Below are 14810 nucleotides of genomic sequence, written 5' to 3'. Positions count from 1 at the left end.
CACAAACCCCATGTGGGAGCGAGCCTGCTCGCGATGGCAATAGTGGCCGCACCAGAAAGTCCCAATGCCTGGCACAAAAAAACCGCCACCCCTTATCCAGAAATGGCGGTTTTTTCGATTAGGCTCAAATCCGCAAACGCACCCACCCCGCCACTTCCGTGTGAATCCCGGCAACCTCCCCCAACAACCCCGCCATGCGCATAAAGTCATGGGTCATGCCCGGCTGTTCCAGTAACGTCAGCTCATTCCCCGCCGCACGCAGCCGATCGGCATACGCCAACCCTTCGTCATGCAACGGATCATGCCCGGCCAGGTACACCAACGCCGGTGCCACACCCGACAGGTCTGCTGCGAGCAACGGCGAGCAGCGCCAGTCCGCGAGGTCCTGCGGAGTGCGCCCATAATGGGCGTAGAACCAGTCCAGCGTTGGCGTTTCCAGCAAATACCCCTCGGCGAAATCCCGATGCGAGGCGCGTTTCGTCGTCGCATCCGTCACCGGGTACAGCAGCACTTGCGCCTTGGGTTTCAACGCCAGTTCCTCAGGCTCACGCACCGCCATGATCGACAATACCGTGGCCAACGTCGCGCCCACGCTGTCACCCACCAACGCCACCCGAGTCGCGTCCAGCCCCCGCGCAGCGCCTTCACCTGCAAGCCAGTTGGCGGCATCGCAGGCATCCTGCACCGGTGTCGGGAACCGCCACTCTGGCGCCAAACGATAATCCACCGTCAACAGCACGAAACCACCCTGCGCCGCCAGTCGCCGGCACAGCGCATCATGGGAATCGAGGCTGCCGACCACATAACCGCCGCCATGGAAATACAACACCACCGGCTGCAATCCCTCGACCGCTTGCCCGTCGCGATACAGCCGCGCCGACAGGCTATGACCGTCGCGCGCAGCAATCGTAAAGTTCTCGCAGGAAACGCTACCCAGCGGTACATCGAGAAACCCAGAGGACGCTTCAAAATCAATCCGAGCCTGTTGCGGTGACTGTTCATGCATCGCGCGACTTTTGCCGGTCATCCGACCGAACTCGGCGAGTTCGAGAAATGCTTCAAGTTCTGGCAATACGGCCATGGGATGAGTCCTTCACACAAAGAGATCAATAATCAAACAAGGATCTGTAGGAGCATGGCTTGCCCGCGATAGCGCCAGTGAGATCGCCATCGCAGGCAAGCCTGGCTCCTACAAAAGCGTTCACGCAATGGCCAAACGGCGCTCCAGCAGATCTTCAAGCTGATCAAGCAACTCGTCACTACGCAACAACTCGTAATGCCCCCCCGCCAACAAACGATCCACACCGTGGCGGCCGACCTGCGCCTCGAACACCCGGCGCTCATCGTCACGCCCGGCCACCCACCAGCGATGCGCCATGGCCTGAATCGCCGGTAATTGTCGATGGGCCAGCGCCAGTTGCTTGAGGCGTGAACCGGTGGCGAAGATTTGCGTCAGTTCCCCCGTGCCCAACGCGGCATGCCCATTGGCACCGTGCATGGCTGCCTCGATAACTGCTGTGGAGCCGTCGCGCTCGTTCAGGTCAGCCGCTTTCAGGGCTATCAACGCCTGAGCCTCATCGGCCGGCAACCCGAGCACAAACCTCAGGAAGTCGCCCAGATCCTCGCGCCAGTCCCCCGCTTCTGCGGTGCCCGCCACGTAACTGTCAACCAGCCCGGCAAACGCCACAGTTTCACCCTGGGATTCCAGTTCGTGCGCGACCAATTGCGCCAACGCTCCGCCCAACGACCAGCCCAGCAAGTAATACGGCCCCTTGGCCTGCTGACGACGGATCCGTTGCGCATAGGCTTGCGCCATGGCCAGCAATGATTCGTCCTGCCACTGCGGATCAAGCAGCATGCGACACTGCACGCCGTACACCGCGCGCCGGCCTTCCAGACGCCGCGCCAGCGGTTCGTAATCGAACACCGTGCCGAAACCGGCATGCAGGCAGAACAGCGCCGGCACATTGGGGATACGCGCGTTCAACGCCAGCAACGGGTCCGGCGCAGACGCCGGTTCAGCCGCCTGATAACCACTGAGTTCAGCGATGCACGGTTTCTGCATCAAATCCCGCAGCTTCAATTCGAAGCCCAATTGCGGCTGACTGCGCACCCGCGAGATGACTTTGAGCACCTGCAACGAGTCGCCGCCGAGCTCGAAGAAATTGTCGTCGATGCCCACCTGTGGCACGCCAAGCACCTCTTGCCAGATCGCGGTCAGCGCCGTTTCCAGCGCGTTGCGTGGCGCACGATAGCCGCCAAGCGACCATTCAGGCTCCGGCAGTGCGCGACGGTCGAGCTTGCCGTTAGCCGACAGCGGGAAGCGCTCCAGCACCATAATCCGCGCCGGCACCATGTAATCGGGCAGTTGCGCATGTAGTTCAGACTTCAAGCGACGATCCAGCCCGACTGCGCCGGCCGCCACCACGTAACCGACCAATTGCTTGCCGGTCGGTGTGTCATGGACCACCACAGCGGCATCCTGCACACCCGCGTACCCACGCAGACGCGCTTCGATCTCGCCCAGTTCGATACGGAAACCACGGATCTTCACTTGCTGATCCAGCCGTCCCAGGTAATCGATCAACCCACATTCGCGCTGGCGCACCAGGTCGCCGGTGCGGTACATGCGGCCACCGGCGTAGAACGGATCAGGGATGAAACGCTCGGCGCTCATGCCCGGACGTTGGTGGTATCCGCGCGCCAAACATTCACCGCCCAGATACAACTCGCCGCTGACACCCACCGGCAACGGATTGAGGTCGGCGTCGAGCACATACAAACCACGTCCCGCCACACCACGTCCGATTGGCGCATAAGCCGCGTCACAGTTTTCGCTGACCTCGGCACGCCACAACAGCGGCGTGACTACGGTTTCGGTCGGGCCGTAACCGTTGACCAGACGCTGCGGGCGCAAGGCGCGTTTGACCTGCTCGAAACTGGCGTCCGGTACCGCATCCCCCCCAAAGCAATACACCTCAACCGCCGGCGGATTGCCCAGGCGTTCGGCGACTTCGGCCATTTGTTGCAGATACGCCGGCGGGAAGCAGGCGACGGTGACGGCATGACGATGGAGCATTTCCAGGGTCTGTTCCGGGGTCCACAAACTGTCATCGCGAATCACCAGACTGCCGCCGGCCATCAGCACGCTTAGCCAGCGCTCCTGAGCGCCGTCGAAGGCGAACGACATGAAGTGCAGCTCGCGGCTGCGCGGTGCCAGTTCGTACAGGTCGATGATCCCCCGGCAATGCCGGGCAATCGGCCCGCGTTCCACGGCCACGCCTTTCGGTTGGCCGGTGGAGCCAGAGGTGTAAATCAGGTACGCCAGATGCCCCGGCAACGGGTTGGAAACCGGGCATTCAACGTTTTCGGCATCGCTCAGTTGATCGAGCAACACGCGCGGCAGATTGTCGGCCACGGTCAACCGCTCGCCGAGATCACTGTCGCAGAGCAACAGGCTGACGGCCGAATCGCTCAACATATAAGCCAGTCGCTCGACCGGATACGCCAAGTCCAAAGGCAAGTAAGCCGCCCCGGCTTTAAGGACCGCAAGGAACGCGACAATCGTGCGCTCGGAACGCGGCAGGGCTACCGCCACCAGACTTTCCGGGCCGATGCCGCGACCGATCAACTGCTGCGCCAGCCCATTGGCCTGTTCCTCCAGATCGGCATAACTGACTTCGCGATCTTCACAGAACAAGGCGACTTTCTGCGGTTGCGTGCGCACATGCTGATTGAACGCGTGCAGCAAATCGGCGCTGTCACCCGATGCTTGCGCCAGGCTGATACGCGACTCAGACAAGCCAATATTGCCGAGCAAGCAGGTGGCATCCTCCGGCAATGCCCACAGCAGACCTTCAAGCTGCGCACGAATCCGCTGCACGTCCACTTCACTGAAGCGATCCCGCAGGAACAGATACTCGACTTCAAGGCCTTCTTCGTTGGCGCTGACCATCAGGTCCATCGGGAAGTTGGTCACCCCGCCACTGCCGACCTCGGCAAAACGCAGCTCACCTTCCTCGCCCCCGCGCAATGCACGGTCCACCGGATGGTTTTCAAACACGATGATGCTGTCGAACAAGCCCTGGCCACCCTGCCCGGCCCAGCGCTGAATGTCCGACAACGGCGTGTGCTCGTAGTCGCGGACCAGCAGGTTGTAATCCTGCAAATCGCGCAACCACTCGCCCAACGGCTGTTGCGGGTCGAGGGTCTGGATCACCGGCAAGGTATTGATAAACAGTCCGAACATTTCTTGCGCCCCGGCCAGCCCGGTCGGACGTCCCGCCACCGTGGCGCCGAACGCGACGCTGCGCTGGCCGCTGTGGCGTTGCAACAGCAGCAGCCAGGCACCTTGCACCAGCGTGTTGAGGGTCACGCGCTGTCGCTTGGCGAAGGTATGCAGTTTGCGTGTCGCCTCGGCGTCGAGGTTGCTGTACATCACGCCATGACCAGAACCTGCGGCACCTGAAGCCTTGGCCAGAATCGTCGGTTCTTCGAGCAATGCCAGGCGCTCGCGCCAGAAGCCTTCGGCCTGTGCACCGTCCTGACGTTGCAGCCAGGCGATGTAGTCGGCGTAGCGCCCGGTCAGGGTCGGCAACGTGTCGTGGTGATACAGGCGCAGCATGTCGCCCAACAGTCGCGAGGCACTCCAGCCGTCCAGCAGCAGGTGATGGTAAATCCAGATCATCTGGTAACGGTCATCGCCGAGGCGAACCAGAATGAAGCGCATCAACGGCGGGCAGCTCAGGTCGAAACCCTTGGCCTGTTCCGCTGCTGCCAGCGCTTTCAACGCCAGCTCGGTGTCGCTGCGCAAACGCCAATCGAGTTCTTCGATCGGCAACTCGATATCGGCGAACACCGCTTGCAGCGGATCGGCCAGGCCATCGCGCCAGCGAAATGCTGCGCGCAGCACTTCGTGACGCTCAACCAACGTCTGCCAGGCCGCGCGAAAACGCGGCACCTGCAAACCGTCCACCGCCACGCTCAACTGGTTGACGTAGGGGTTCAGCTCCGGCGAATCGAGGCAATGGAACAACATGCCTTGCTGCATGGGGGACAGCGGATACAGATCTTGCAGCCCCTCGCGGGCGGCAATATCGATGTGCGGCACCAGCGAGAAAGCTTCGACTTTCGGCACTTCAACCAACGCCGCTTCACGGCTGCTGGCGACAGCGGCCAATGCGCGGATGGTCTGCTGTTCGAACAATTGCTTGGGACTGAACACCAACCCGCGCTGCCCGGCACGGCTCACCGCTTGCAGCGAGATGATCGAGTCACCGCCCAGTTCGAAGAAATTTTCGGTGACACCCACCGACTCCAACCCCAGCAGCTCCTGCCATATCTCCACCAGCAGCGCTTCGGCCGGCGACGCTGCGGCCACCTGATCCAGATTCTGTCGAGTAGCTTCAGGGGCCGGCAGCCCCTGACGATCAAGCTTGCCATTGGGCGTCAGCGGCAACGCCGCCAGACACATCAAATGCGCCAGCAGCATGTGCGCTGGCAAACGGCTGCGCAGGTGAGCCGTCAGCGCCTCACGCAAATCCTGCTCATCGGCGAGTGGATCGCGCGGCACCACGTAACCGACCAATTGGCGGCTGACCGGGCCTTCGCGGTCGATCACGAACGCTTCACGCACGCCCTCGTGTTCAAGCAGGCAGGCTTCGATTTCACCGAGCTCGATACGGAACCCGCGAATCTTCACTTGCTGGTCTATACGACCGAGGTATTCAACGACGCCATCGGCGCGGAACCGTGCGAGGTCACCGCTGCGATACAAACGTGCGCCCGGTACAAACGGATCCGGCACGAAACGCTCAGCGGTCAGGTCCGGACGTTGATGGTAACCGCGAGCGACGCCCTCGCCGCCCAGGTATAACTCACCCGCCACACCGACCGGCAACGGCTGCAAGCCGCCGTCCAGAATATAGGCGCTGCGATTGCCGACCGGCCGGCCAATCGGCATGAATGCCGAGTCGAATTCAGTATCCGGGCAGGCCAGCCAGATCAGCGGCGTGATCACTGTTTCGGTCGGGCCGTAGCCATTGATCAGGCGCTTGGGTTGCAGCACTTGCTGCACTTCATCGAAAGCATGTTTGGCCATGCCTTCACCGCACGGGGTGTAGGAACGGATCGGCAGATCACGCCCCGCTTCGCCCATGAAATCGGCGATCTGCGCCAGGTAGCTCGGGGTGAAACAGGCGATGGTAATGCCGTGCTTTTCAATCTCGGCGCAGGTGCGCTCCACACTCCACAACTCATCGTCACGGGGCATCACCGCCGAACCGAATACTAGCGGTGTCAGCCAGCGTTCGTGGGCGCCGTCGAAGCTGATCGAGGCGAATTGCAGCTCGCGGTCGTCCGGGGTCATGCCGTACAACTCGCCGATCGACAGGCAATGCATGGCCAACGGGCCGTGGGCCACGCTGACGCCTTTCGGCCGCCCGGTGGAGCCCGAGGTGTAAATCAGGTACGCGAGGTTTTCGCCACAGGTCAGGTTGACCGGGTTGGTGTCAGCCATCGATTCCAGCGGTTCGCGGTCGACTTCCAGCACCGCCAGACCTTGCGGCAACGGCAGTTTTTCCCGCAGCCACGATTGGCTGATGAGCAGCGAAATGCCGCTGTCTTCCATCAGGTAGCGCAGGCGTTCGGCCGGATACGCCGGGTCCAGCGGCACGTAAGCGCCGCCGGCCTTGAGGATCGCCAGCAGACCGATGATCATTTCCGGCGAACGCTGCATCGCCAGGCCGACCCGCACTTCCGGGCCGATGCCCAGTGCGCGCAAGCGGTGGGCTAGTTGGTTGGCGCGACGGTTGAGTTGGTCGAAGCTCAATTCCAGGTCGTTAAAGATCAACGCCGTGGCGTCCGGACGGATAACAGCCTGGGCCTCGATCAATTGATGCACGCACAGCGGGGTTTCCGTTGCGGTGAACGCGGGATTCCACTCGACCAACTGTTGCGCACGTTCCGGCGTGGTCAGCAGGTCCAGTTCACTCAATGCAGCCTGTGGCGCAGCGACCATCGCCGTCAGCAGCGCGGCCAGATGCTCGCTCATGCGGGCAATGGCTTCGCTGCTGAAGTGGGCGCATTGGTAGCTCCAGTTCAGGCTCAACTGCATTTCGGCGGTGGCTGCCAGCGTCAGCGGGAAGTTGGTGCGTTCATGGTTGTGCGGGATCGAGAAGCTCAACCCGGCCGGTGCGCCCTGTTGCAGCGCTTCGGCCACCGGGAAGTTTTCGAACACCAGCAGGCTGTCGAACAGCGGCTCGCCGGCACGTCCGGCCCAGCGCTGAATGTCGCCGAGGGCGGTGAATTCGTGCTCACGTAATTCCAGGTTCTGCGCCTGCAAGCGAGTCAACCAGTGGCCGACGCTTTCAACCGCATCCGGCGTGCTGATCACCGGCAAGGTGTTGATGAACAGCCCGAGCTGGCTTTCCGCCCCCGGCAAATCTACCGGCCGCCCGGCCACGGTTGCGCCGAACGCGACGCTGCGTTGACCGGTATAGCGTTGCAATAACAGCACCCAGGCGCCTTGCAACAAGGTGTTGAGGGTGACTTTTTGCTGACGGGCGAAATCGCTGAAGCGTTGGCTGGTGGCAACATCGAAAGTCTGGCGATGGTCGGCAAACTCCGCCGTCGACAGGTTTTTACCGTCGCCATGGGCCAGGCTCTGGGCCAACAGCGTCGGATTGTCGAGGCTTGCCAGTTGCTCGCGCCAGAACAGCTCGTCAGCCTGTGCATCCTGACGTCGCAGCCAGCCGATGTAATCAGCGAAACGCCCTGTTGGCGCCTGCACTTCCTGCCCGGCATAACGCTGCAAGACTTCACTCAACAGCAGCGAGTTGCTCCAGCCATCCAGCAACAGGTGATGGTGGGTGTAGATCAGTTGCTGGCGCTCGTCGTCGAGTCGCACCAGGGTCAAGCGCATCAACGGCGCCCGGGTCGAGTCGAGTTGCAGGCGTTCGCTGTCGATCAGCTTCGCCAGTGCTTCGACCTGATCGCTGTGGCCACGCCAGTCGAGGCAGGTCATCGGCAGTTGCAGATGACGATGGACCAATTGCACCGGCGCTTCAAAACCATCCGGGAAGTGAAAACTGCTGCGCAGGATCGGATGGGTGTCGAGCACCGCTTGCCACGCGCGGCCCAAACGTTCGGCATCGAGGCCACGGGCTTCGACGCTGAGCTGGTTCACGTACGCGCCAGACTCGGACTCATACAAGCTGTGAAACAACAAACCGGCCTGCATCGGCGACAGCGGGTACAGGTCTTCGATGTGTGCCGGCGGCACCGGCAGGCCATCGAGTTGAGCCTGAGTCAGGCGCGCCAACGGGAAGTCCGCCGGGGTCACGCCGCCTGCGCCATCGCTCAGGCAATGGGCGATCAGCGCCAGCAATTCATTACGGAAATCTGCAGCCAGCGCTTCGATTTCACGCTGTTCGAAGCATTCGCGACTGAAGGTCCAGTCGAGTTTCAGCTCACCGCCATAGACCTGACCGTCCACCGACAACCAGTTCGGCAACGGTGCATCGGCCGATTGCGCCGCACCGCTGGATTCGCGCGCCGGGGTAAACAACGCGTCTTCGGCGAAGCTCTGGTCGAACTGGCCAAGGTAGTTGAACGTCACCCGCGCCTGCGGCAACGCGGCCAATGCCGCTTGGGTCGACGCATCGCCCATGTAGCGCAACAGGCCATAACCCATCCCTTTACCGGGGATCTCGCGCAGCTGTTGCTTGATTGCTTTGATCGAGCCCGCCAGGTCGGCGGTCGGCGTCAGGCGCACCGGGAACAGACTGGAGAACCAGCCAACGGTGCGGGTCAGGTCGATGTCGCCAAACAGTTCTTCGCGACCATGGCCTTCAAGCTGAATCAGCGCCGAGGCGTCACCGGTCCAGCGGCTTAGGGTGCGGGCCAGTGCGGTCAGCAGCAGATCGTTGACCTGTGTGCGGTAGATCGCCGGGGCTTGTTGCAGCAATTTCCGGGTTTGTTCACGGTCGAGGCCGATGCTGACGCCTTGGCGCAAATGCCCGGTCTGGCTGGCCCCAACATTGGCCGCTGGCAACGAATCATTCGTACCGCTGAGCTGCGCCTGCCACCAGTTCAGTTCGCTGACGGCGACTTCGGAGCGTGCATAGGCGTCGAGTTTGTCGGCCCACGCCTGGAAAGCGCTGGTCTTCGGTGGCAGTTCTTGCCCAAGGTAGGCCGCCTGCAAATCTTCCAGCAACACCCGCCACGACACACCGTCCACCGCCAAATGATGGATCACCAACAGCAAACGCTGCGAACCATCGGCCTGCGCGATCAACGCCACCCGCAGCAACGGCCCGTCTTGCAGGCTGAGGCTGCGTTGCGCTTCGTCGCACACCGATTCCAGCGATGCCTCGTTGGCCACGCGAGCGGTCCAGAGCATGTCGATGACATCAGCGCTGTCGGCCCCGACATACCGCGCCGACCATTGACCGTCGACCTGACTGAAGCGCAACCGCAGGGCATCGTGCTGCTTGAGCAGGCGTTGCAGCGCTGCTTGCAGGCGCGGCAATTCGAGGGTTTCGCGCGGCGTCAGCAGCACTGACTGGTTCCAGTGCGCGCGTTGCGGGATCGGTTCGTCGAAGAACCAGCGCTGGATCGGCGTGAGTGTTTGCGGCCCGTCCACCGGCCCTTGTTGCGCCAGCGGTGCGGCTTGCTCCTTCACTACGGCGGCCAGCGCTTGCAACGTCTGCTGCTGGAACAGGTCACGGGGTTGCAGGCTCAGCCCCGCACGGCGCGCACGGCTGACCACTTGAATCGAAATGATCGAGTCGCCACCGAGTTCAAAGAAGTTGTCCTGACGCCCGACCTGCTCCACGCCCAATACGTCTTGCCAGATCTGCGCCAGCACCTGTTCGTGTTCGCTACGCGGCGCTTCGAAGGCGCGTTGGCCGACTTGCGCGGTTGGCGCCGGCAGACGTTTGCGCTCGAGTTTGCCGTTGGGGCTGAGCGGCATTTGCTCGATCAGCACGGTCTGCGCCGGCACCATGTAATCCGGCAGGCTGGCGAGCAGATGGCTTTTCAGGGTTTCGCGCCACGCGCCTTGTTGCTCGGCGGCGGCGGCCACTAATGCGCGATCCTGCGGCACGACGTACGCGACCAGTTGTTTGCCGCTCGGGCCATCGAGGACCAACACCACGGCTTCCTGCACGTCGGCATGCTCTTGCACGCGCGCTTCGATTTCGCCCAGTTCGATGCGCAAACCGCGAATCTTCACTTGGTGGTCAATACGCCCGCAGTAGTCGATGGCGCCGTCTGCGCGATAACGCGCCAGGTCACCGCTGCGGTACAAACGCTCGCCGCTGCCGAACGGATCGACCACAAAACGCTCGGCGGTCAGCGCGCCACGACGGTGATACCCGCGCGCCAGACCGACACCACCGAGGTACAACTCGCCCACCGCGCCCAGTGGCAACGATTGCAGTTCGCTGTCGAGGATGCAGGTGCGCAGGTTGGCAATGGGACGGCCAATCGGCACGCTGTCGCGGCCTTCTTCCACGCACGTCCAATGGGTCACGTCTATGGCCGCTTCGGTCGGGCCATAGAGGTTGTAGAGATTGGCTTGCGGCAGGCTGCGCAAGCTCTGGCGTTGCAGCTCCATCGGCAGCGCTTCACCGCTGCAAATGATGCGTGTCAGCGAGGTACAGGCCAACGACTCATCGGCAGCGATGAACGCCGAGAGCATCGACGGCACAAAGTGCAGCGTAGTGATTGCCTGTTCGACGATCAATGCCGCGAGACGTTGTGGATCGCGATGTTCGCCCGGTGCAGCGATCACCAGGGTTGCGCCCTTCATCAGCGGCCAGAAAAATTCCCACACCGACACGTCGAAACTGAACGGGGTCTTTTGCAGCACGCGGTCTGTGGGCTGCAAGTTGTAGGCTTGCTGCATCCATTCCAGACGGTTGTGCAGCGCTACATGGCGGTTGCCCGCGCCCTTGGGCTTGCCGGTGGAGCCGGAGGTGTAAATCACATAGGCGAGGTTTTCAGCGACGGCAAGGTTTGGCAGGTCGTCGCTCGGCAGTTCACTCAGCCAATCGGCTTCGGCGCGCAGGCACAAGGTGCGCACGGTATCGGGTGTCGGCAGTTGCGCCTGCAGATGCTCCTGCGTCAGCAACAACGAAATGCCGCTGTCTTCGATCATGTAACTCAGGCGATCCAGCGGGTATTCCGGGTCCAGCGGCACATAGGCGCCACCGGCCTTGAGAATCGCCAGCAGGCCGACGACCATTTCGAACGAGCGGTCGCAGGCAATTCCGACGAGCACTTCCGGGCCGACACCCTGGGCGCGCAAGTGATGGGCCAGACGGTTGGCGCGCAGGTTCAATTCGGCGTAACTCAGGCTCTGGTTCTGGAACACCAACGCCGTCGCCGCACCGTTTTCAGCCACACGCTCTTCGAAATGCCGCTGCACGCAGACTTCACCGGGATAAGCCTGAGCGGTGTCATTGAGGTCATCGAGAATGCGCAGACGCTCGTCGGCGTCCAGTAGCGGCAACTCGGCGAGCGGGCATTGCGGGTTCGCCAGCACACCGGCCAACAGGTTGCGCCAGTGACGGGCCAAATGCTCGATACGCTCGGCGTCGAACAAATCAGTAGCGTAGGTCAGGCTGGCGAACAGTTTGTCGCCCTCCTCCTGCGTGTCCAGTTGCAGGTCGAATTGCGTGGTGTGCACCGTGGCGTTCAGCGCTTCGACACGCAGCCCGGCGAGCAAACCGCTGACCAATGCCGGTTTGGCTTGCTGATGGTTGAACATCACCTGGAACAACGGACTGTGGCTGAGGCTGCGTTCACCTTGCAGAGCCTGCACCAGCCGCTCGAACGGCAAGTCCTGATAATCCTGAGCATCCAGCGACGCAGTGCGGGTCTGGTCGAGCAATTGGCTGAACGGCAGACGACCGTCCAGTTCCGCGCGCATCACCTGGGTGTTGACGAAGAAGCCGATCAGGCCACGGGTCTCCGTGCGGTTACGGTTGGCAATTGGCACGCCAACGCGCACGTCGGACTGGCCGCTATAGCGATAGAGCAACGCCTGAAAGCTCGCCAGCAACAGCATGAACGGCGTGACGCCGCGCTGTTTGGCCAGGTTCATCAACCCGCTGGCCAAGTTTGCATCGAGGGTGAATTCCAGACGAGCACCATGCTGGCTCGGTTGCGCCGGGCGTGGACGGTCGGTGGGCAACTCCAGCAACGGTTGCTCGTTGCCCAGACGCTCGCGCCACCAGTTGAGCTGGCGCTCCAGCTCGCCGGCTTCCATCCAGCGGCGTTGCCACAGGGCGTAATCGGAATATTGAATCGGCAGCGTTTCCAGCGCTTCGTTCTGCCCTTGGCTATGCGCGGCGTAGAGCCGGGAGAATTCCTCCACCAGCACGCCCATCGACCAGCCATCGGTGACAATGTGGTGCAGGGTCAGCAACAGCACATGGTCTTCAGAATCGAGCTGCAACAGGCTGACTCGCAACAGTGGGCCGTGCTGCAGATCAAATGGCTGTGCAATTTCCTGCTCGACGCTTTTCATCGCGAGATCGAGGCGGTTTTCCTCAGGTTCGCCGCGCAGATCGATGTGTTCGATCACCAGCGAGGTGAACTCGGCCAGTGTCTGAACGACTTGACCGTCATCCTCGACAAATCGGCTGCGCAGGCTTTGATGCCGCTCCAGCAACACGTCAAAACTCTGCTGCAACGCCGCGACATTCAGCGGCCCGTGCAAGCGCAACGCGGCCGGGATGTTGTACGCAGAACTGTGCGGATCCAGCTGCCAGAGGAACCATTGGCGCTGCTGCGCATACGACAGTTCGAAGCTCATTTTCGGCTCGGCAGCCGGCGGAATCGGCAGTTGGCCGAAACTCACGCCCTGCTCTTGCATGCGGCTCAGAAACTCGCGGCGCTTGTCGGCGGGCAGGCCGGCGAAACGGCTGGCGATACGCTGGGCAGTGGTGTGTTCCATCAGTTGATCTCCATCTCGTCGAGAAGCGACTCAAGCGCATCAAGACGTGCATCGTTGTCAGCCGGGGCGTGTTGCCCGGCCATGGCGGCATAAACCTGTAGGTCGGTGGACTCGAACAGCGCGCGCAGCGGCAACTCGATACCCAGTTCCAGTTCCACACGGGCACTGGCCTGGGCGGCGAGCAACGAATGCCCGCCCAATTCAAAGAAGTTGTCGCGCCGGCCGATCTGCGCCACGCCCAGCACGTCGGCCCAGATCGCCGCCAGTTGCGGTTCGAGGTCGCCTTCGGGGGCTTCGAACGGGCGTTGCCATTCCTCTGCATCCGGCGCCGGCAAGGCGTTGCGGTCGAGCTTGCCGTTGGCGGTCAGCGGCAAGGCGTCGAGCAGCAACCAATGGCTCGGCACCATGTAATCCGGTAGATCAACCTTCAGCGCGGCACGCAGGTTGTCGCGCCAGGCCATCGGGTCGTGTGGGGTTTGCTCGGCCACGACGTAGGCGCACAACTGCGGTCCACCGTCGCCGTTGTGCACGTTCAACACCGCTTGGCGCACGCCCGGTTGGGTCAACAGTGCGGCTTCGATTTCGCCGAGTTCGATGCGGAAACCGCGAATTTTCACTTGCTGATCTATCCGCCCGAGATAGTCGATGCTGCCGTCGCCACGCTGACGCGCCAGGTCGCCGCTGCGATAGAGTCGTTGCGAAACGTCGAATGGGCTCGGCACAAAACGCTCGGCGGTCAGGCCACAACGCCCGTGATAACCCCGCGCCAGGCCAGCGCCAGCGATGTACAACTCACCCGCCACACCCACCGGCACCGGCTGCAACTGGCTGTCGAGCAAGTACCAGCGCAGGTCGCGGATCGGCAGGCCAACCGGGCTTTGCGCCTTGCCGTCAAGGTCGGCCAGACGAATCGCGCGATAGGTCACGTGCACCGTGGTTTCGGTGATGCCGTACATGTTGACCAAGGTGGGCTGCTGGTCGCCGAAGCGTTCGAACCAAGGACGCAGGCTGGCGACTTCGAGGGCTTCGCCGCCGAAAATCACCTGACGCAGGGCCATGCTTCGCGGGCTGGCGCAGGCAATCGGCAACAGTTGGCGGAAAGCGCTCGGGGTCTGGTTCAACACCGTCACGCCTTCATCACAGAGCAAGCGGTGAAACGCTTGCGGTTCGCGGCTGATGTCATACGGCACGATCACCAGACGCCCACCCGTGCACAGCGAACCAAACAGCTCCCATACCGAGAAGTCGAAGGCGTAGGAATGGAACAGCGTCCAGACATCGGCCGGGCCGAAGTTGAACTCGCTGGCGGTGGCCGTCAGCAGACGCCCGACGTTGGCATGACTGAGCAACGCTCCTTTTGGCCGGCCAGTGGAGCCGGAGGTGTAGATCACGTAAGCGAGGTTGTCCGGGGTCGCCAGCGTCGTCAGGTTGTCGTCGCTGAAGGCGTCCAGATGCAACGACTCCAGGCTCAGCACCTGCACGCCGTCGCGGGACGGCAAACCGTCGATCAAATGTTGTTGGGTCAATAGCAGCGTGATGCCGCTGTCTTCGATCATGTAGCTCAGGCGCTCGGCCGGGTATTGCGGATCGAGCGGCACATAAGCGCCGCCAACCTTGAGAATCGCCAGTAACCCGACCACCAGCGGCATCGCCCGCTCAGTGGCGATGCCGACGCGCACTTCCGGGCCGACACCCTGCTCTCGCAGTTTGCGCGCCAGTCGATTGGCCTGGGCGTTGAGCGCGGCGTAGCTCAGTTGCTCGCCTTCGTGGACCAGCGCGATTGCGTTCGGCCGTTGCGCAGCCTGAACCTCGAATAACCGGTGCAAGGTTGGCGACGGTGGTTGCG

At 62.4% G+C, this 14810-nt stretch carries 2 protein-coding genes and 1 pseudogene; all 3 read right to left on the bottom strand.

Annotated features, from left to right (window positions below; translation table 11 throughout):
* Positions 1-124: 124 nt before the first annotated feature.
* Positions 125-1081, bottom strand: a complete 957-nt coding sequence (locus tag AC1DWM_RS23030; RefSeq protein WP_477796200.1) for an alpha/beta hydrolase — start codon at positions 1079-1081, stop codon at positions 125-127.
* A gap of 120 nt (positions 1082-1201) precedes the next feature.
* Positions 1202-12964 carry a non-ribosomal peptide synthase/polyketide synthase gene (locus AC1DWM_RS23025; RefSeq protein ID WP_477796199.1) on the bottom strand — a complete coding sequence of 3921 codons (11763 nt, stop codon included), beginning with the start codon at positions 12962-12964 and terminating at the stop codon, positions 1202-1204.
* A gap of 20 nt (positions 12965-12984) precedes the next feature.
* Positions 12985-14790: pseudogene (locus AC1DWM_RS23020) on the bottom strand (amino acid adenylation domain-containing protein); the annotation flags it as partial.
* Positions 14791-14810 lie beyond the last annotated feature (20 nt).

Source organism: Pseudomonas sp. P4_C8, from assembly GCF_056401975.1.
This window is presented reverse-complemented; position numbering and strand designations above follow the sequence as displayed.